Below are 18,355 nucleotides of genomic sequence, written 5' to 3'. Positions count from 1 at the left end.
GGCCCGACCCGGAGCCCCATCGACGTCGGCAACCGGGCGTGATTCGCCGCCCGACCCGCCCACTCGTCCACAGGGGAAAGCATCCATGACCGACACCGACACGTCCTACCGTGGTCTCCGCGCCCTGGTGATCAATTGCACGCTCAAGCGATCGCCGGAGCGGAGCCACACGCAGGGGCTGATCGACATCAGCAGCGGGATCATGGAGCGCCAGGGCGTCGAGGTCGAAGTGCTGCGAGCGGTGGATCTCGACATCGCGACCGGCGTGTGGCCCGACATGACGGAGCACGGCTGGGAGACCGACGAGTGGCCCGTCATCTACTCGAAGGTCATGGCCGCGGACATCCTCACCCTGGCTGGACCTGTCTGGCTGGGAGACAACTCCTCGGTCATGAAGAAGGTGATCGAGCGCCTGTACGCCTGCTCGTCGATCCTCAACGAGCGCGGCCAGTACGCCTACTACGGTCGTGTGGGGGGCTGCCTGATCACCGGCAACGAGGACGGCGCCAAGCACTGCGCGATGAACGTCCTCTACAGCCTCCAGCACCTCGGCTACGTCATTCCGCCGCAGGCGGACGCGGGCTGGGTCGGGGAGGCCGGCCCGGGTCCGTCGTACCTCGACCCCGGCTCCGGCGGGCCGGACAACGACTTCACGAACCGCAACACGACCTTCATGACCTGGAACCAGCTCCACCTGGCGAGGATGCTCCGGGACACCGGCGGCATCCCCGCCCACGGAAACCAGCGCTCCGAGTGGGACGCCGGCTGCCGGTTCGACTTCGAGAACCCCGAGCACCGTTGAGCGCGCCCCGGCGTCAGATGAGGTCGCGGTGGCGGCCCACCTTGGTGGAGAAGAGGTAGAGCGGGGGCAGGAGTGCGGCGGCGCAGACGGTCCAGAGCGCGGTGTGGGCGCCGAGGCGGGTGGCGAGGAGGCCGGCGGTCAGCGCGCCGAGCGGCATCGCGCCCCAGGAGACGAAGCGGACGGTGGCCATCACGCGGGACAGCAGTTCCGGGGGCGACTGCGTCTGCCGGTAGGTGCGGGTGGTGATCGAACCGATGACGGTGCCGAAGGCGAAGCCGGCGTTGCCCAGGGCGAACCAGTACGCGTCCCCCGCCGACGTGGTCAGCGGGGCGAGGAGAAGCAGCGAGCCGCCGGCCAGATCGGCCACGATGACGCCCCGCGCGGTGCCGAGGCGCGTGGTCACGCGGACCGCGACGGCGGCGCCGGCGAGCGCGCCGACCCCGTCCATGGCGAGGACGAGACCGAGCTGAACGGAGTCGAGTCCGGCCCCGCGGACCAGGTAGAGGGGGGTGAGGGCGACGAGGGCCGCGTTGAGGAAGTTGGCGGCGGTCGCCCAGATCATGCAGGGGCGCATGACCGGGTGCCTGGTGACGTACCTCCATCCGTCGCGCATCAGCCGCAGTGCGCTCTCGCCGGTGCGGGGCGCGGGGCGGCTCTCGGGGAGGGTGCGCAGGAGCACGGCGGAGGCCAGGTAGGTGGCGGCGTCCACGACGAGCGCGCCGACCGGGCCCGTCGCGCCGATCAGGACACCGCCGAGGGAGGGGCCGCCGGTGTCGGTGACGGCGTGCGTGCCCGACATGACGCTGTTGCGGGCGGCCAGCTGCCGGGCCGGGACGACGGCGGGCAGGAAGGTCGAGTTGCCGATGTCGAACAGCACGGTCGCCGAGCCGGTGACGAGCGCCGCGAACAGCAGGTGCGCATACGTGAGCGTGCCGATCCACGAGGCGAGCGGCAGCGATCCGAGCGCCGCGAACCGTACGAGGTCGAGCGTGACCTGGAGTCGGCGCAGCGGCACGCGCTGCGCGAGGACACCCGCCGGAAGGCTGAGCAGCAGCCACGAGACCTGCCCGGCGGCGGCGAGCAGGGCGACCTCGAAGGCGGTGGCGTCGAGGACGGTGAGGGCGACGAGCGGCAGGGCGAGGGCGGTGACGGCGGTGCCCGCGCCGCTGACGGTGGCGGCGGCCCAGAAGCGCCAGAAGACACCCGGCGATGAGGTCTCCCGTTCGTCGTCGCGTCGGTCGTGTTCCTGGATCGCTTGTGGTCCGCTCATACGGCCCACCCCCCGGGTCTTGTTAGTCTCTTTTGGGAACTCACTTGTTCAGGTGAGTTTCTATCCGGAACCGACCTCGTCGCGCAAGATGGTCCCGACGAGCGGCCGCCGTGCGCGCAGAAGTGGAGACGCAGTGACGAGGTCGGTTCCCGAGCGGGACGCCGCCTGCGCGATCGCGCAGGCCGCGTCGGTGGTCGGCGACTGGTGGAGCCTGCTCCTGATCCGGGAGACCGCCCGAGGGCACCACAGGTTCGACGTGCTCCAGGAGGAGCTGGGCATCTCCCGGAAGGTGCTCACCGAACGGCTGGCGCACCTGGTGGAGACGGGGGTGCTGGTGAAGGTCCCGTACCAGGAGCGGCCGACGCGGCACGAGTACCGGCTGACCGAGAGCGGCCGGGGGCTGCTGCCGGTCCTGCTGTCGATGCAGGACTGGGCCGACCGCTGGCTCCTCGGCGACGGCTCGCTCACCGGCACCGCCGACGAGACGAGCGCGGAGGCACGGCGCGTCGCGGACCTGACGGGCCGGCGACTGCCGCGCCTGCGGTTGCCCGGTCACCGGGACGGCGCGCCGGTCGACCCGGTGGCCGGCGGCGTGGCCACCGTCCTGTTCTGCTATCCGGCGACCGGGAGCCCCGGCCCCCTGCCGGAGGGCTGGTCACACATCCCCGGCACCGTCGGCTGCACGCTGGAGAACCGGCTCTTCCGGGACGCCTACGAGGACTTCCGCGCCGCGGGCGCGGAGGTGCACGGCGTCAGCACCCAACGCCCCGACGAACAGCGCGTGTTCGCGAGCCAGGAGGACATCCCCTTCACCCTCCTCTCCGACGTCGACCTCCGCCTCGCCGCCGCCCTGCGCCTGCCCACCTTCCGCGCCGGACAACTCCTGCGACTGAAACGGACCGTGCTGGTCGTCGACCGTGACGGCACGGTGCGGCACGCGCGGTTCCCGGTGACGGACATCCCGGCAGCGGTGGGCGAGGCGCTGGCCGAGGTACGGCGCCTGGCCGCGGAGGACTGACACCTTCGGGATTCCCGAGGGCAGACCGCTCGCGGACCTCCGTCGACCGTGGAAGGCGCGCGCAGGGGCGCCGGTGCGGCAACGGGCGGGACGGCTGACGTCGCTCGCCCCGGAGGCGAGCGCCGCGCCGCGCACCGCCAGGTCGTCGCCCACGCCCGGCTGCGGAGGTCACCTGCCCGATCGACCGCCCATGTCCGCGGCCAGCGCCGCGTAGACGTACTCGCTGCCCCAGCGATCGCCGTCGAGGTCGTTCTCGACCAGGTGCGCCTCCCGACGCATCCCGAGGCGCTCACAGACCCGCACAGACCCGGTGTTCTCCACATCCAGCCGTGCGTAGAGCCGGTGCACGCCCAGCCTGTCGAAGGCGAACCCGGCCAGCGCCCGGGCCGCCTCGGTCGCATAGCCGTGCCCCTCGTGACGTGGGTCGAGAGTCCAGCCGATCTCGGCCTGGGCGGCGCGGGCATGGGCCAGGGTGAGCGTCACCTCGCCGAGAAGGCCGGGCTCATCGCGTCGGCACACGGCGAGCGCCAGCTTGTCCCCGTCGGCGCACCAGACCGCGCGCGCCGCGCGCTCGGCCGCAACCTGTTCGCTGCGCTCCCGCGTGTGCGGCGGCCGGTACAGGTAGCGCGCCACGCTCGGCAGGCTCTGGTAGGCGTACAGGTCGTCGGCGTCGCCGGGCGTGAACAGACGCAGCGACAACCGGCGCGTGGTCATCGGCAGCAGAGGGGCGATGTCCATGCGGACCTCCGGGACGCGGATGTGGATCACGATGCGGACTGATCGTCGCATCACGATTGACGGGCAGCCACGCCTTTTCCACAGCAGCGCCCGACGGCCCCACTCACCACGAGGTGCGGCATTCCAGGAATTGCTCCAGGGCGCCGGTGGTGTCCCGGCGCGCGGAAGCCGCCGACGGCCGGACGAGATCGGCACGACATCCCCGTAGCACCCGAGTGGCGACGAGGCCGCGACCGTCTCCTGACGGCTGCCCGGAAGGGTCACCACGAGGCCGTTTTGGATTGTCGGAAGATCCTCCATACGATCCGCCAATGATCACGAGAAAACGGCTGGCGACCGGGGCCTGTGCGCTGCTCGCCGCACTGGCCGTCGGGCTCGTCCCGACCGGCGCCGCCGCCGACGAACCGGCGGCCAAGGAATCCCCCAAGGTAGAGCTGGTGCTCGACGTCAGCGGCTCGATGCGGGCCCGCGACATCGACGGCCAGTCCCGTATGGCCGCCGCCAAGCAGGCGTTCAACGAGGTGCTCGACGCGGTCCCCGAAGAGGTGCAGCTCGGCATACGGACCCTCGGGGCCGACTACCCCGGACAGGACCGCCAGAAGGGCTGCAAGGACACCCGTCAGCTCTACCCCGTCGGCCCGCTCGACCGGACCGAGGCGAAGACGGCCGTCGCCACCCTGGCGCCCACCGGCTGGACCCCGATCGGCCCGGCCCTGCTCGGCGCCGCCGAGGACCTCAAGGGCGGTGACGCCACCCGCCGGATCGTGCTCATCACCGACGGCGAGGACACCTGCGCCCCGCTCGACCCGTGCGAGGTGGCGCGGGAGATCGCGGCCAAGGGCATCCATCTGACGATCGACACCCTGGGCCTGGTGCCGGACGCCAAGACCCGTCAGCAGCTGACCTGCATCGCGGAGGCGACCGGCGGCACGTACACCTCGGTCAAGCACACCGAGGAACTCTCCGGCCGCGTCCGCGAACTGGTGGACCGCGCCGCGGACCCGGTCGTCACGCCGATCGCCGCCGCGGGCGCCGGGCGGTGCGCCGACGCGCCCGTGCTGAAGCCGGGCCTGTACACCGACCGCGAGACCTTCGGCCAGCACCGCTGGTACCGGGTGGACGTCCTGCCCGGTCAGGAGCTGCGTGCCTCCGTGAGCGTGTCCGCCGACCGCGCCGTGAACGACGACTACGGCGTGCTGCTGCGCGCGGTGACCGTGCACGGCCGTGAGATCGTCCGCGGCTCCGAGGCCGGCGACGGACGGACGGACCTGATCTCGACCGGCCTGCGCTACCCCAAGGCTCCCCGGGACGACATCGACGGTGAGAAGCCCGCGGCCGAGACCGTGTGCCTCCAGGTCAGCAACTCCTTCTCGGCACCGCCGTCGGTCAAGACGACGCCGGGCATGCCGATCGAGCTCGCCGTCGACCTGGTCGACGCGCCCGACGAGGCCTCCGACGTCGCCGCCTTCGGGCTCGGCCGCGGCTGGTGGCTGCTCGGCGTGCTGGTACTGGCCGGTTTCGTGGGCGGTCTGCTGTGGGGCTGGCTGTCCCGCTGGCGCGTCGCCGTCTGGAGGACCAACTGATGCGTACCGTACGCACACTCACCACCGCCCTGCTGACGGGCGCCGCGCTCCTGGGCGTCGGGGCCCCCGCGCTGGCCGACTCCCCGACGCCGAGCGGCAGCGCGAGCGCCGGGGCCGGGGCGGGGCCGACGCGCGCCGGCACCGGCTTCCGTGACGCCGCCTTCTTCCGGCAGGGTCAGGAGGCCACCGCGAGCGCCTCGACCGGCGCCTACCTCTACTGGGTGTTCCCCGCCGACACCGGGCAGCGTCCGACGGTACGGGCCACCGTGACCCTGCCGGACGCGGCCCTGCGGCACGGCGCCTCGACCTGGCGCGTCGACGTCTACGACGGACTGCGGCGCCGTCAGCCGTGCATGTACGGGATGCAGTCGCGCACCGCGGCGAAGGACGCCGCGTCCGTCGAGCTGACCTGCACCCTGCGGACGGTCCGGCCCTGGGCGGAGACCTGGGACGAGGACCCGCTGCCGGGCAGCTACTTCGTGCGGCTGACGGCCACCGGTCTCCCGGAGGAGGACCTCGGCCAGTCGTTCACCGCGCGGATCGGGGCGGTCTCCGCCGAGAAGGGGGGCGCGTACGCCGCCGACGGTGCGCTCGCGGCGCCGCTGGTGCCGGGCGCCACCACCGGGGACGAGTCCGAGGCGGACACCGCGAAGCCGTCGGCGGTGGAGGCACGTTCGCCCGAGGACGGCTGGTCCTCGGGCTGGTGGTCCGACCGCTGGATCTGGACCGCGGTGGGCGGTGTGCTCGGCGCGCTCGCCGGTATCGGCGGCTACACCCTGACGCGCGGCTCGGGTCGCCCGTCCCGGGTTCCGCCGGCGGTCTGACGGTCCGCGGATCCGGGGTGCGCGGCCGCCGCGCACCCCGGGTCCGGCCCCCGGGGGCGCGGTCACGGCGCGGCGGCGGCGTTCAGTGGCCGGCCGGGCGGACGAGGCCGGTGTCGAAGGCGAAGACGGCCGCCTGGGTGCGGTCGCGCAGTCCCAGCTTGACCAGGATGCGGCTGACGTGGGTCTTGACGGTCTGTTCGGCCACGACGAGACACGTCGCTATCTCCGCGTTCGACAGGCCCTGGGCGACGAGGGTCAGGACCTCCGTCTCCCGCTCCGTCAGCACTCCGACGCGGTCCTTGAGGGGGCTGCGCGGGGTGGCGCTGAGCCGGGAGAACTCCAGGATCAGACGTTTGGTGAGGTCCGGGGCGAGGAGGGCGTCGCCGCGCGCCACCACCCGTACCGCCTCGGCGAGTTCGTCGGCGGAGGCGTCCTTCAGCAGGAAGCCCGAGGCACCGGCGCGCAGGGCCTCGTAGACGTACTCGTCGAGGTCGAAGGTGGTCAGGACGAGCACCTTCACGGTGGCGCCGGCGGCCGTGGTGAGGATCCGGGTGGCCTCGATGCCGCCGGTGCCGGGCATGCGGATGTCCATCAGGACGACGTCGGGCGCGAGTTCCGCGACCTTGGTCACCGCGTCGGCGCCGTCCACGGCCTGGCCGACGACCTCGATGCCGGGCTCGGCGTTGAGCAGCACCGTGAACCCCTGTCTGACCATCATCTGGTCGTCCGCGATGAGGACACGGATGGTGCCGCCGGTCATGTGCCGTCCTTGGGGGTGTCGAGGGGCAGGGTGGCGGTCACCTCGTAGCCGCCGTCCGGGGTCGGCCCGGCGACGAGCTCGCCGCCCAGCATGGCGGTGCGTTCCCGCATGCCGAGCAGCCCGTGGCCGAGTCCTGGGGAGAGCGGGGCGGACGCCGGGTCGACGGGGCGCGTGGCCGGGGTGTTGGCGATCCGGAGGGTGAGCCCGGTGGGCAGGTACCCGGTCTCCACCCGCACCGGGGCTCCCGGCGCATGCCGCATCGCGTTGCTCAGCGCCTCCTGGACGATGCGGTAGGCGGACAGTTCGACGCCCGGCGAGAGCCGGCGGCGTTCGCCGCTGGTGGCGGTGTCGACGGACAGTCCGGCGGCGCGGACGTTGTCGAGGAGCTCGTCGAGCCGGTCCAGGGTGGGCTGCGGGGTGTGCCGTACGGAGTCGGCCGACGGGTCCTCCGCGCGCAGGACGCCGAGGACGCGGCGCAGTTCGGTCAGGGCCTCGACGGCGTTCTGGCGGATGCCCGCCAGGTTCTCCCGCAGTTCGTCGGAGGGGTTCTCGACGAGGTGGGGGGCCACCTGTGCCTGGATGGAGATCACGGACATGTGGTGGGCGACGACGTCGTGGAGCTCCCGGGCGATCCGTCCGCGCTCCTCCAGGACGGTGCGCAGGGCCCGCTCCTCGGCGGTGAGGACCTCCTGTTCGAGCAGTTTGTTCCGGGCGACCCGGCTCAGGCGCAGGGACGCGCCGACGACCGCCGCGATCGCGAAGGCGAGGGTGCCACCGACCACGTCCTCGTTGTGCACGATGCCCGAGGGCACGGCGGCGCTGCCCATCCCGGAGAGCACGGTGAGGAGGAGTGTGACGGCCGTGACGTACGGAGGGACCCGCAGCGCGAGGAGCAGCACCACGAAGGTGTGCACGACGATGCCCCAGACGCTCCAGGGCCAGAGCATGTCGACGCCGACGGTCGCGTCGGTGAGCTCGGAGGTCAGGAACAGGCTGAGCGTGGACAGCCACCAGGCCGGCACCGGTCGGCTCAGGGCGAGGACGAGGGAGGCGGCCTGGAGGACCACGAGCAGTTCGACGGGAGCGCTGAGGACGTCGATCGCCTCGGCGTACTCGGCCATCTTGGCGATGCCCGCGATGGTGGCGAGCAGCACGAGGTGTCCGTGCGGCAGCCAGCCGAACCAGGTCTGGCGGGGCAGCGGGTCGCGGGCCGTCGTCCACAGGTCGCGGCGCAGCCTGATCGCCGCCCTGCGCAGGGCGGCGCCCGGCGCCCGCCCGTCACCGTCCCCCACCCGTTCCCCCTTGTCGGTCGCGTCCACCCTATGCACGTCGTACCTGCCTTCTCGCAGCGGGTCGCCGCGCTCGGGAGCGGCGGCGGCCGCCCGTCTCGTACGTACGGAAGACGGCGACGCAGGCGAGCAGGGCGAGCGCGAACACCGGCAGCCAGGCGAGCCGGGCGAGGATCCAGGAGTGTCCTTCGGGGACGGTGTGCAGGCCGGTCAGGGGGCCGTGCCCGGTCGGTCCGCCGACGAGCAGGCCCAGCATCGTGACGGCCATCATCGCGGTCTGGTGCCACAGGAAGACCGTCATGGCGCTGAGGTTGAGGAGGGCCACGGCCGCCCAGACGGCGGGCCGCCGCAGGGTCCGGCGCAGCGGGCCGACGAGCAGGAAGGCGGCGCCGCACTGGGCGAGGCCGAAGGTGACGGCGGCGAGCGTGGGCGGGTTGAGGTTGGAGACGGGCGCGCCGGGCACGCCGACCATGGACGCCGGGTAGCCGGCGACGAGGACGAGCAGGACGGTGGCCACGGTGCCCGTGACCAGCAGGGCCCATCCGACGGCCCGTTTCCTGATGCCGTGCCGCGCCCACAGGGCTCCGAGGCAGTACGGGACGAGCCAGCCGGCCGCCACGTTCGTCCAGCCGAGCCCTTCGGGGCCGTCGAGGCCGAAGCGGATCACGTCGACGTGCAGCACGACGGCGAGCGGCCACAACGGGTGCACCTGGGCGACCAGGGGGGTCGCCGCCGTGAGGGCGGCGAGGACCAGCAGGAACCAGAGCGGGGAGAGGACGAGCTTGCCCAGCGTGTGCACGGTCTGCCAGGGCACCCCGCTCAGGGTCATCGCGAACGCCGCCGCGGCCCACACGACGAGGAGGACGGCCACGGGCCGGAACAGCCGGCCGAGGCGCGCGGTCAGCCAGTCACGGTAGGACGTGCCCCGGGCGAAGGCGCTGGTGTGGCTCGCGGCGGCGACCCGTCCGCCGACCAGGAAGAAGACGGCCAGGGTCTGGAACACCCAGGAGACCGGTGTGAACTCGGGCAGGCGGCTCAGGGGGCTGACGGCCCGTAGGGTGCCGCTGTCGTTGGTCAGGGCCGTGACGAGCCAGTGTCCGAGGACCACGCCGACGATGGCGAGGGCGCGCAGGGCGTCGAGGGCCCGGTCGCGGCCGGGTGGGGTGGCGGCGTCGATCCGGCGGGCGAGGTCACGCATCGGTCGGCTCCGCTCCCGCGACGATCCGGGCCATGTTCCGCAGGGGCACGGAGCCGGGGCGGAGGTAGTCGCTGTGGCCGCCGGGGCCGGCGTCGAAGACGCGGGCGCCGAACCGCGGGGCGACGGGGTCGGTGCCGAAGCCGATCTCCCCGAGGCCCAGGGAGACTCGGACGTGGGGAACGTGCGCGATCCAGTCGTCCGTGCCGCGGCCGGCCCACACGGTGGCCCGGGTGCCGAGGCCGGCGGCGCGGTCGGCGCCGGTGCCGGGGCTGCCGTAGAGCACGAGGCCGGCGACCGGGAGGCCGTCCGCGGCCTTGGCGCAGACGACGGAACCGTAGGAGTGGCACAGCAGCGTGAGGCGTGCCCGCGGTGCGGCGGCGGCCAGTTCACGGACGAAGGCGGCGAGGAGCGGGGCGGCTTCCTCGGCGCGCCCGGGGGTGGCCGCGGCGGCGCTGAGGGTGGCGGGGGTCCGGTACCCGAGCCAGGCCAGGACGGCGGTCCCGCGGCTCCGTTCGCGTTGCAGCGCGGCGGCTCCGGACCGGAAGCGGTGGCTGTCGAGCCGGGTGTCGGAGCCGGGCACGAGGACCGCTATGCGGGTGGCGCCGGCGAGGTCGCCGAACACCTCGACGCTGCGGCCGCCGTCCCGGCCGTCGAAGGAGAGGAGCCGGTGGTCCTCCCCGGCCATGGCCCGCAGGGTGGCGGCGCGTTCGCGGTCGCCGTGCGCCTCGGCCATGACCTCGGCGGCCCGGACGGCGGCGCGGTTGGCGTCGTACCGCGCGGCGAGGGCGCCGGGGTCGGCGAACGAGAGGGGGCCGAGCGGGGCGGGCGCGGGTGCGGGGACGGCGGACGGGCCGGCGGCGCCGACGGTGGGCACCGCCACCGAGGCGGCGACGAGGGCGGCGAGCAGGGTGCGGCGCAGCCGACGGCTGCGCGGGCGGGACGCCATGGCGTGGTCCTTCCGTACCGGGGCGGTTCTCGATTCCGGTGCCGAAGTTATGGATCACGCCGGGTCATTGACGTCCCACCAGGGGGGACACTTGCCGCGTAGCTCTGGAGTACTACGGGTAGGGGGCGCCGCGGGGCGGGCCTCATCCGGGGTGGGGCCCGGGGCATGCCCCGGCATCAAGGCGGCGAGGAGCGGGCGCCGCGGGGCCAGCCGTAGCCCTCGATGAACTGGTCGAGGACGGGGGACGCTCCCGTGGCGAGCAGGAGGCAGGCGCCGATGCCGTCGGCGAAGGTCGCCTCGGGGCCGGCGACCGCCCGTTCCATCCGCCGCGCGGAGCTGATGCCGATCAGGCCGCCGTCGACGACGTGCTGCCAGAGGGAGGCGTGGCGCCGCCCGGGGACGACCAGTTGGCCGGTGCCGGGCGAGGGCTGGGGACCCAGGAAGCGCAACTGGAGCTTGACCAGCGGGTCGTGGCCGCCCATGCCGGACCAGCCGGTGGCGATCTCGGTGCGGTGGTGCAGGTCCACGGCGCCGTACGTGTCGAGGAGGGCGAAGGCTTCGCGCAGTTGGGGGACGACCGCGAAGGTGCGCTCGTCCTCGTGCACCTCGAGGACGAGGACGGGATCCGGCGATCCGGGTCCCGGCCCGTCGTCGGGGGCCATGATCCCGGCCGCGGCCACGAACACCGTTCCCGCCAGGAAGTCCTGGCGGTGTCTGGCCTCGTCCTCGGGGGTGAACGGCGTCCAGCGGAGCTGCGGCTCGTGTGCCGGTTCGTCGGCCCGCTCGTCCGCCGGTCGGGGGTTCGGCTCGTCGTGGTCCACGGCAGGGAGGCTGCCCGCGGCGGCGCCCGGTACACGTCGGGTGCTCCCTCGGGCGCCGCCCGGCAGTGGATTTCAGCCCTGGGCGGGACCGGTCCAGTCGGCGGGGACACGGGCGAGGCGGACGCGTTGCGGGTGGTCGCCCACGGCGACGGAGGCGACGGCCCTGCCGGTGGCGAAGTCGATCGCGGTCACCCGGTCGGCGCCGCTCTCGGAGATCACGCAGGCGCGGCCGTCGCCGCTGACCGTGGCCCAGTAGGGCTTGGCGGCCTCCACGAGCGGCCCCTCGGCGAGGGTGGCCCGGTCGACGACCGTGGCGTAGTCGTCCATGGTGGCGGCGACGCAGAGCCGCTTGCCGTCCGGGCTCATCGACAGCCCGTGGTGACGTGAGTCGTTGACCCACTTGGTGCGGTCCGGATCGGTCGCGGGGTTCTTCGGGAGGGTCTTGAGGCGGGTGACGCGGTCGGTGGCGACGTCGTACTCGAGGAAGCCGTTGAAGAAGGAGACCTGGAAGTACAGCGTGGACTCGTCGGGGGTGAAGGCGACGGGCCGCACGGCGTCCGAGAGGTCCTTGCGGCCGAAGGCGTCGAGCCGGTCGCGCATGTCGATGACCCGGACCTGCTGGAAGGTGCGGGCGTCGACGACGGTGATGCGCCGGTCGCCCTTCGTCCAGTCGAAGACCGGATCGTCGAGGGCGGTGGTGACCTCACCGATCGACATGTTCCACAGGTGTCGCCCGTCGGCGCTGAAGACGTTCTCGTGCGGCTTGTCGCCGGTGGCGAAGGAACCGACCTCCCGGCCGTCGGTGATGTCGAGGACGTGCACCTTGTTGGCCGTGGAGGCGGAGACGGCGACGCGGGTCCCGTCGGGCGAGACCGCCATGTGGTCGGAGCGGAATCCGGCCACGGGGAAGCGCCAGTTGAGCGCTCCGGTGCGCAGGTCGATCGAGACGACGTCGGCGAAACTGGGGCGGGAGACGACCATGGCCGTGCCGTCGGGGGTGGCGTACATGTCGTCGACGAACTGGTCGTGGCCCTCGCCGGGCCCCTGCCGGATCCCGAGGAAGTAGGCGAGCTTGACCGGGTTGAGGGAGATCTCCCACATCCGGCGGCTGCGGTCGGGCACCACGTCGACCCGGCCGATCCTCCGGAACGACCCGGTCGACTCGATGACGTCGGCGGTGCCGTCCCAGTTGTTCCCGACGAACATCACCTGCCGCAGGCCGGCGGAGTCCGTCGCCGCGGCGGTTCCCGCTCCCCCGGCCGGTCCGGACGGCGCGGCGGCCACGGTCGCTCCCCCGCCGCCCGCGCCGAGCGCGAGGGCGGTGAGGGTGGCCAGCGAACCGAGCAGGAGGCGGCGTGCACCACGTTTCCGGGCAGCGGACATCCGAGTTCCTTCCGGGGCAGTCGGCGCCGACACCCGTGCGGGGAAGGCGAGTTACTCGAAAGTAAGCAGTCGCCCCGCACACCACAAGAGTCGGTACGGAAGTAGTCGCGGGCACCCCGCCGGCGCCTCGGCGACCCTGCCGACGGCCGATGGCGGAAACGAAACGGCCCCGGGACGCCGGACGGCATCCCGGGGCCGTCGCACGCCGCCCGGACGGGCAGTCGGCCACGATCCCTAGCCTCGGTCCCGTTCGTAGCGCAGCAGGACCACGCCGTTGCCGAACGTCCGACTCTCGGCCAGCCGCAGCCCGGTGACGACGTCCGTCGTCGGGAAGAGGGGCTTGCCCCTGCCGATGAGCACCGGGTGGACGTAGATCCGGTACCCGTCGACCAGGTCCTGCTCCATGAACGCGGCGGCGAGGTCCGCGCCGGAGAGCGCCAGGTCGCCGCCCGGCTGCTCCTTGAGGGCCCGCACCTCGTCGGCGTCGACCTGCCGGACGATGGTCGTGTTCCAGTCGGCCCGCTGCAGGGTCCGCGAGTAGACCGTCTTGGGCATGTCGCGCCAGATGGCGGCGAACTCCACCTCGATCGGCGAGCTCGCCGGATCCGCCCCCGCCGTCGGCCAGTAGTCCGCCATCAGCTCGTGCGTGACGCGGCCGGCGAGGAACCCGCCCATGACGCCCAGCTCGTCGTTCATGTGCTGGTGGAGTTCCTCGTCCACCCGGTGCCAGCTGATGTCGCGGTCCGGGCCCTCGATGTAGCCGTCGAGGGAGACACCCATCCACAAGATGATCTGCCGCGCCATGAATCGGTCTCCTTCGCTCTGCGCCCCACGGGGCCGGTGGACCCCTCGCGCCTACGGTTATAGGCCCCTCTCCGGCGGATGTCGGGGATCTCACCGCGGTCGGCCTCGTCGCGTGCCGCCGGACGGCTCGCCCGGCGCGAAAGCGACGGATCGGCGAGGCGGCCGGAATAGGTGCGCCGGGACGACGGTTCGGGTCTGGCGTGGCACGCGGCCGCACCCGCCCGGAAGGACATCACCATGAAGATCGGCATCATCGGCGCAGGCAACATCGGCGGCAACCTCACCCGCCGGCTCACCGCCCTCGGGCACGACGTGTCCGTGGCCAACTCCCGCGGACCCGAGACCCTCACCGCGCTCGCGACGGAGACCGGGGCGACGCCCGTGCCCGTCGGTGAGGCCGCGCGCGGGGCCGAGGTCGTCGTCGTCACCGTCCCCCTGCGGGCGGTCCCGGACCTCCCCGCGGATCTCTTCGCGGGCGCGGCGGACGGCTTCGCCGTGATCGACACCGGCAACTACTACCCCCGGGAGCGGGACGGCCGGATCGCCGCGATCGAGGACGACGGGCTCACGGAGAGCCGCTGGACCGAGCAGCACGTCGGCCACGCGGTGATCAAGGCGTTCAACGGCACCTACGCGTCGGACATCCTCGACCGGCCGCGCCCGGCCGGCGACCCCGAGCGGATCGCCCTCCCCGTGGCGGGCGACGACGAGGCGGCGAAGCGGACCGTCCGGGGCCTCATCGACGAGCTCGGCTTCGACACGGTCGACGCGGGCGGCATCGACGAGTCCTGGCGCCAGCAGCCGGACACCCCGGTCTACGGCCTGCGCGGCGACGTCGAGGCCGTGACGAAGGCGCTGGCCGAGGCGTCCCCCGAGCGCCCGGCCGGCTTCCGCGGCTGACGCCTCCGCGCGCAGCCGTGCGCGATGTCCACAGGACTCGGACGGCCCCTCCTCAGGGCGCCGTCCGGGAGGACGGGACAGCCCTTAGGGTGGTCGGCCGTGAGCGAATCCCTGCCGACGACCGCGCCCCCGCCCCCGTCCGTGTCCGAGGCGGCGAAGGACCCCCTCCCGCCGCACAGCACCCGTGACTCGTACGACACCGTCGCCGTCGCCTACCAGCGCCTTCTCGGCGACCGGATCGTGTCGGCACCCGTCGACGCGGCGATGCTGCGGGCCTTCGCCGAGGGCGTGCGCGACGACGGGCTGGGGCCGGTGGGCGACCTGGGCTGCGGGACCGGCCGGATGGCCGCGCACCTGCGGGGGCTCGGCGCGGACGTCTTCGGGGTGGACCTCTCCCCCGGGATGATCGCGGTGGCACGCGAGACCTACCCCGGGATCCGTTTCGAGACGGGCACGATGACGGCCCTGGACCTCGCGGACGGCTCCCTCGGCGGTGTGCTGTCGTGGTACTCGACCGTGCACATGCCGAAGGACGAACTGGTCGCCTCCTTCGCGGAGTTCCACCGTGTGCTGGCTCCCGGCGGCCGACTCCTGATCGGGTTCAAGGTCGGAGACGAGTGCGTACGGCTGCGGCAGGCGTACGGCCACGAGGTCGCCCTCGACGTCTACCGGTGGCCGGCCGACCGCATCGCGGAGTTCCTGGAGGCGGCCGGCCTCGACGTGACGGCGCGCCTGGTGCGGGAGCCGGCGGACGCCACGGAGAAATCCCCGCAGGCGATCCTGACGGCGCGGAAGCCGGGGACCGGGACGCCGTCCGGGGAGTAGTGGGCGGACGTGGTGGTCCGGCCGGCGCCGGACCACCCTTCGCGCGATGCCGGGGCCCGGGCCCGGAGCCCCGCCGTCGTGGCCTCCGGGGCTCCGGGGCTCCGGTCGCGGCTCAGTCGGCGTACGCCGCCGGTGGCGGGCCGGAGGGCGCGGCGCCCAGGGTCGGGGCGAGCCATTTGTCGTACGAGGTCTGCCAGGGGCTGCGGGCGCCGCCCTTGCGGTAGTCCTCCAGGATCGCGTTGACCCGGCGGACCAGATCCGTGTCGCCCTTGTTGAGTGCGACCCCGTACAGGGCGGTGTCCAGACGGGGGCCGACCAGGCGCAGCGTGGGGTCCTGCGCGGCGAGTCCGGCGGCGAGGGTGGCGTGGGTGAGGATGGCGTCGACCTTGCTCTGCTGGAGTTCGACGAGGCAGTCCAGGTGGCTCGCGGTCTCCACGGCCGTGGCGCCCGTGCCGGACCTCCGCAGCAGGTCGGCGGCCGAACTGCCCTTGCTCAGGCAGACCTTCCTGCCGCGCAGGCCCGCGTCGAAACCCTTGACGGGGGAGCCGTCGGGGACCAGCAACTGGTGCCCGGTCTCGAAGTAGACGCTGGAGAAGGCCACTTCGGTCAGCCGCTCGCAGGTGATGCTCATCGTGCGCACGATGACGTCGACCTGGCGGGACTGAAGGCGCGCGATCCGCTGACTGGGCGGCATGCTGACGAAGCGGACGGTGGCCCTGGGCCCGAGGATGTCCCGGGCGATCGCCCGGACCAGGTCGATGTCGAAGCCCGAGGGCTCCCGGGTCTGCGGGTCCCGCGAGCCCCAGAGGTAGCTGTTCAGGTCCACGCCCGCGACGAGATGACCTCGCCGGCGGATCCGCTCGACGGCCGGCCCGTCGACCCGCGAGGGGCGCGGTCCGGCCTTCCGGGGATCGCAGGCCGGCGCCCGGGCCGGCACGGCGGCCTCCGTACGGGAGGGCCGGGCGGACTCGTGCCGGGCGGCCCCGTCCGTGACGGCGGCGGCCGGGGCCGTCACCACCAGCAGGGCCATGAGCACGGGCCACACGGCGGCCCGCCCGACCGAGGACCCTCGGGGGTGCGCGAGGCACCGCTCCCTCAGCCGTCGTCGCATCCCGATTCCAGCGGCCACCCGCTCCACCCCCGCACAGTCGGCTCCCCGCGCCCCAGGCTACGCACCGGAGCACCAACACGTCCGGTCAACAGGCGAGTTGGAGGAGGTGGGGAACTCAGGGCGCCGTGGCCACAGCAGGGGCGGGCGGTGCGGGCACCGGATCCGCCCGCATGACCCGGGTGGGCCGCACCGGCATCAGGGACCGGCTCGACGGCAGGAGCTGCAGGCGGGGCATCGGCCGGGCGGACCGCAGCGACCGTACCGACCGCACCCCGGCCTCCGCCGTGCGCAGGACGCGACCTCCGCAGCCGCGGATCTGGTCGCGCGAGAGCCGGGCACGCTGACCGCCCCCGGCGATCAGCGCGTTGACCGAGGTCATCGGGTCGGCGCCCACCGACCTGGCGAGCAGCGCGCCCACGACCAGCGGGCCGAGCGCCACGGCGAGCGCCGATCCGGTGACGGTGACGTGCTGCATGCGGCGGAGCCGCCGGTCTTCCGAGGTCATGCCCCTATTCGACCAGCCGGGTCCGGCGCCGGGCATCGGTCGGCGTACTCATCGACGTACTCAACCGACAGCTACTCAGGTACTCAGTGCCGCGCCGGCCGGCCGCGCCCCGGACGGGGGCCGCCTCCTCCGCGCGCGGTGTCCTCCCCCGGACGCCGGCCCGGGGGAACGGACGGGCCCGGCACGGCCCGGGCGCCCGGGAAGCGGCGCGTACGCTGGGCGGACGAGGGACCGACCGGGCCGCGCGCGGGCGGTCGGCGCCGCCCTCCCCGTACCTGAAGGAGCACCGCCGCCATGGCCGAGTACCGCATCGAGACCGTCCGCGACGGCTACCGGAACTGGACCGCCCGTAACGACCGGGGCGCGGAGGTGCGCATCGGCGCCGCCGACGATCCGGACGTGCAGCCGTCGTTCACCCCGGTGGAGCTGCTGCTCGCGGCCATGGGCGGCTGCGGCGGCATGGTCGTGGACCGCACGGCACGCGCGGTCGACCACGACGATCTGCGCATCGTGGTGGAGTCGGTGACGGAGCCGGAGGACGACGGCCGGCTGGGCCGGATCCGGGTCAGCTACGAGTTCGAGCTGCCGGAGAGCAACCCGCGGGCGGCGGAGGTCTTCGCACGGGCGGTCCGCCTCACCCACGAGAAGTTCTGCACCGTCAGCCGGACCGTCGAGCACGGGGCCGCGGTGGAGGCGGTGCTCCCGGACGGCACGGTCGGCTTCCGCGCGGGCTGACCACCGCCGCCGGTGGGGTGACGTGCCCTGCGCGCGACGCCGTCCGGCCGGGCCCGCGCGCACACTCGGGTCGCGCAGGGCCGGGCGGACGCCCGCTACTCCTCGATCGCACCGCCGATCCGGCGCAGATGCTGCCGGAAGGTGTACGAGGGTTCCGCGTCCCGGCGGGCGAGGTAGTCGCCGAAGCCCGTCTGCGCCCGCAGCGTCTCACCGGACCTGATCCGGCGCGCCTGTTCGCGCTCGGTGCGGAAGAGGACGCGAGCCGTCTCAAGAACGGACTCGACCCGGGCCTCGGGGACGAAGACCACACCGTCCTCGTCCCCGAAGACGATGTCGTCGGCGGTCACGAGGTGGTCGCCGCAGCGGGCGCTGCGCAGTGCCTCGGGCTCGCGCGGGTCCACCCGCACCGGGCCCGGCGAGTGGCGTCCGTAGGAGAAGACGGGCACGCCGATCTCGATGAGGTCGGCGGTGTCGCGGTGCAGGCCCCAGACCACCAGACCGGCCACCCCGGCCGCCTCGGCCTCCAGGACGGCGAGGTCGCCGACACACGCCTCGTCACGGCGGCCCCCGTTGTCGACCACGAGGACGTCGCCGGGCTCGGCCCGGGTGAACGCCTCCAGGAACACGTCGACGCTGCCGTAGTGGCGTGCGGGCAGCACCCGCCCGGCCACGCGCTGTCCCGGCACCAGCGAGGCGATGCCGGCCGGGGCGACGCGCAGCTCCTCGCCGAGCCGGACGCAGGCGTCGGCGATCAACGGGGTGGAGAGCTCGGCGAATTCCTTCAGCATCGGGATTCCGTTCTCTGGGGGTGGCGCCCGGATCCGGGCGCCCTGCTCCGCGGTG

19 protein-coding genes are annotated in these 18,355 nt (G+C 73.6%); 7 read left to right on the top strand and 12 right to left on the bottom strand.

Annotated features, from left to right (window positions below; translation table 11 throughout):
• Positions 1–85 precede the first annotated feature (85 nt).
• Positions 86–802 carry a flavodoxin family protein gene (locus ACE1OA_RS32170; protein WP_432753793.1) on the top strand — a complete coding sequence of 239 codons (717 nt, stop codon included), beginning with the start codon at positions 86–88 and terminating at the stop codon, positions 800–802.
• 13 nt (positions 803–815) lie between these two features.
• Here ACE1OA_RS32170 and ACE1OA_RS32165 read toward each other — a convergent pair whose 3' ends face one another.
• Entirely contained in the window at positions 816–2,072 is a 1,257-nt protein-coding gene (locus ACE1OA_RS32165; protein ID WP_386542436.1) for an MFS transporter, read from the bottom strand.
• 133 nt (positions 2,073–2,205) lie between these two features.
• Here ACE1OA_RS32165 and ACE1OA_RS32160 point away from each other — a divergent pair, with 133 nt between their 5' ends.
• Positions 2,206–3,090: a winged helix-turn-helix transcriptional regulator gene (locus ACE1OA_RS32160; protein WP_432753792.1), complete on the top strand. Its 885-nt coding sequence runs from the start codon at positions 2,206–2,208 to the stop codon at positions 3,088–3,090.
• A gap of 168 nt (positions 3,091–3,258) precedes the next feature.
• On the opposite strand, the gene ACE1OA_RS32155 is transcribed toward ACE1OA_RS32160, so the two are convergent.
• The gene (locus ACE1OA_RS32155) at positions 3,259–3,828 is read right to left on the bottom strand and encodes a GNAT family N-acetyltransferase (RefSeq protein ID WP_432754118.1); all 570 of its coding nucleotides are present in this window, start codon (positions 3,826–3,828) and stop codon (positions 3,259–3,261) included.
• Between the two features lie 311 nt (positions 3,829–4,139).
• Between ACE1OA_RS32155 and ACE1OA_RS32150 the strand changes: the two genes are divergently transcribed.
• Positions 4,140–5,411 carry a VWA domain-containing protein gene (locus ACE1OA_RS32150; protein WP_356607015.1) on the top strand — a complete coding sequence of 424 codons (1,272 nt, stop codon included), beginning with the start codon at positions 4,140–4,142 and terminating at the stop codon, positions 5,409–5,411.
• A complete protein-coding gene (locus tag ACE1OA_RS32145) occupies positions 5,411–6,235 on the top strand; it encodes a hypothetical protein (protein ID WP_432753791.1) in 825 nt (274 codons plus the stop codon). Before ACE1OA_RS32150 ends, ACE1OA_RS32145 begins: the two co-directional genes overlap by 1 nt.
• 82 nt (positions 6,236–6,317) lie before the next feature.
• On the opposite strand, the gene ACE1OA_RS32140 is transcribed toward ACE1OA_RS32145, so the two are convergent.
• From ACE1OA_RS32140 to ACE1OA_RS32110, 7 genes are all read right to left on the bottom strand, one after another.
• Positions 6,318–6,995, bottom strand: coding sequence for a response regulator transcription factor (locus ACE1OA_RS32140; protein WP_361315973.1), 678 nt, complete (start codon positions 6,993–6,995; stop codon positions 6,318–6,320).
• On the bottom strand, positions 6,992–8,314 hold the full coding sequence (locus ACE1OA_RS32135) for a sensor histidine kinase (RefSeq protein ID WP_356607009.1): 1,323 nt from the start codon (positions 8,312–8,314) through the stop codon (positions 6,992–6,994). Before ACE1OA_RS32135 ends, ACE1OA_RS32140 begins: the two co-directional genes overlap by 4 nt.
• A gap of 1 nt (position 8,315) precedes the next feature.
• Entirely contained in the window at positions 8,316–9,482 is a 1,167-nt protein-coding gene (locus ACE1OA_RS32130) for an acyltransferase family protein (RefSeq protein WP_432753790.1), read from the bottom strand.
• Positions 9,475–10,428: an alpha/beta hydrolase gene (locus tag ACE1OA_RS32125; RefSeq protein ID WP_432753789.1), complete on the bottom strand. Its 954-nt coding sequence runs from the start codon at positions 10,426–10,428 to the stop codon at positions 9,475–9,477. Before ACE1OA_RS32125 ends, ACE1OA_RS32130 begins: the two co-directional genes overlap by 8 nt.
• A gap of 176 nt (positions 10,429–10,604) precedes the next feature.
• A complete protein-coding gene (locus ACE1OA_RS32120) occupies positions 10,605–11,249 on the bottom strand; it encodes a hypothetical protein (protein WP_356780021.1) in 645 nt (214 codons plus the stop codon).
• 72 nt (positions 11,250–11,321) lie between these two features.
• Complete coding sequence (locus ACE1OA_RS32115; RefSeq protein ID WP_356607001.1) at positions 11,322–12,632, bottom strand: YncE family protein; 1,311 nt, start codon at positions 12,630–12,632, stop codon at positions 11,322–11,324.
• Between the two features lie 234 nt (positions 12,633–12,866).
• On the bottom strand, positions 12,867–13,436 hold the full coding sequence (locus tag ACE1OA_RS32110) for a dihydrofolate reductase family protein (RefSeq protein ID WP_356780025.1): 570 nt from the start codon (positions 13,434–13,436) through the stop codon (positions 12,867–12,869).
• Between the two features lie 237 nt (positions 13,437–13,673).
• Here ACE1OA_RS32110 and ACE1OA_RS32105 point away from each other — a divergent pair, with 237 nt between their 5' ends.
• Both ACE1OA_RS32105 and ACE1OA_RS32100 read left to right on the top strand, forming a co-directional pair.
• Positions 13,674–14,336: an NADPH-dependent F420 reductase gene (locus tag ACE1OA_RS32105; protein WP_432753788.1), complete on the top strand. Its 663-nt coding sequence runs from the start codon at positions 13,674–13,676 to the stop codon at positions 14,334–14,336.
• A gap of 141 nt (positions 14,337–14,477) precedes the next feature.
• Positions 14,478–15,161, top strand: a complete 684-nt coding sequence (locus ACE1OA_RS32100) for a class I SAM-dependent methyltransferase (protein ID WP_432754117.1) — start codon at positions 14,478–14,480, stop codon at positions 15,159–15,161.
• A 112-nt stretch (positions 15,162–15,273) separates the two neighbouring features.
• On the opposite strand, the gene ACE1OA_RS32095 is transcribed toward ACE1OA_RS32100, so the two are convergent.
• Entirely contained in the window at positions 15,274–16,290 is a 1,017-nt protein-coding gene (locus ACE1OA_RS32095; RefSeq protein WP_432753787.1) for a glutamate ABC transporter substrate-binding protein, read from the bottom strand.
• A gap of 97 nt (positions 16,291–16,387) precedes the next feature.
• A complete protein-coding gene (locus tag ACE1OA_RS32090) occupies positions 16,388–16,777 on the bottom strand; it encodes a hypothetical protein (protein WP_386542433.1) in 390 nt (129 codons plus the stop codon).
• Between the two features lie 294 nt (positions 16,778–17,071).
• Between ACE1OA_RS32090 and ACE1OA_RS32085 the strand changes: the two genes are divergently transcribed.
• Positions 17,072–17,512: an OsmC family protein gene (locus tag ACE1OA_RS32085; RefSeq protein WP_356606991.1), complete on the top strand. Its 441-nt coding sequence runs from the start codon at positions 17,072–17,074 to the stop codon at positions 17,510–17,512.
• Positions 17,513–17,607: 95 nt separating this feature from the next.
• On the opposite strand, the gene ACE1OA_RS32080 is transcribed toward ACE1OA_RS32085, so the two are convergent.
• Positions 17,608–18,300, bottom strand: coding sequence for an RraA family protein (locus ACE1OA_RS32080; protein WP_356780033.1), 693 nt, complete (start codon positions 18,298–18,300; stop codon positions 17,608–17,610).
• Positions 18,301–18,355 lie beyond the last annotated feature (55 nt).

It is taken from the genome of Streptomyces sp. JL2001 (assembly GCF_050917515.1).
GTDB lineage: Bacteria > Actinomycetota > Actinomycetes > Streptomycetales > Streptomycetaceae > Streptomyces.
The sequence above is the reverse complement of the archived record's forward strand: the minus strand, read 5'-3'. Positions and strand labels throughout refer to the sequence as shown.

Bases quoted from the DNA above. Each gene is read 5' to 3' on its own strand.
- ACE1OA_RS32125 (WP_432753789.1), bottom strand. From the start codon at position 10,428: ATGGCGTCCCGCCCGCGCAGCCGTCGGCTGCGCCGCACCCTGCTCGCC.
- ACE1OA_RS32115 (WP_356607001.1), bottom strand. From the start codon at position 12,632: ATGTCCGCTGCCCGGAAACGTGGTGCACGCCGCCTCCTGCTCGGTTCG.
- ACE1OA_RS32090 (WP_386542433.1), bottom strand. From the start codon at position 16,777: ATGACCTCGGAAGACCGGCGGCTCCGCCGCATGCAGCACGTCACCGTC.
- ACE1OA_RS32105 (WP_432753788.1), top strand. From the start codon at position 13,674: ATGAAGATCGGCATCATCGGCGCAGGCAACATCGGCGGCAACCTCACC.
- ACE1OA_RS32110 (WP_356780025.1), bottom strand. From the start codon at position 13,436: ATGGCGCGGCAGATCATCTTGTGGATGGGTGTCTCCCTCGACGGCTAC.
- ACE1OA_RS32140 (WP_361315973.1), bottom strand. From the start codon at position 6,995: ATGACCGGCGGCACCATCCGTGTCCTCATCGCGGACGACCAGATGATG.
- ACE1OA_RS32155 (WP_432754118.1), bottom strand. From the start codon at position 3,828: ATGGACATCGCCCCTCTGCTGCCGATGACCACGCGCCGGTTGTCGCTG.
- ACE1OA_RS32085 (WP_356606991.1), top strand. From the start codon at position 17,072: ATGGCCGAGTACCGCATCGAGACCGTCCGCGACGGCTACCGGAACTGG.
- ACE1OA_RS32150 (WP_356607015.1), top strand. From the start codon at position 4,140: ATGATCACGAGAAAACGGCTGGCGACCGGGGCCTGTGCGCTGCTCGCC.
- ACE1OA_RS32145 (WP_432753791.1), top strand. From the start codon at position 5,411: ATGCGTACCGTACGCACACTCACCACCGCCCTGCTGACGGGCGCCGCG.
- ACE1OA_RS32170 (WP_432753793.1), top strand. From the start codon at position 86: ATGACCGACACCGACACGTCCTACCGTGGTCTCCGCGCCCTGGTGATC.
- ACE1OA_RS32165 (WP_386542436.1), bottom strand. From the start codon at position 2,072: ATGAGCGGACCACAAGCGATCCAGGAACACGACCGACGCGACGACGAA.
- ACE1OA_RS32130 (WP_432753790.1), bottom strand. From the start codon at position 9,482: ATGCGTGACCTCGCCCGCCGGATCGACGCCGCCACCCCACCCGGCCGC.
- ACE1OA_RS32080 (WP_356780033.1), bottom strand. From the start codon at position 18,300: ATGCTGAAGGAATTCGCCGAGCTCTCCACCCCGTTGATCGCCGACGCC.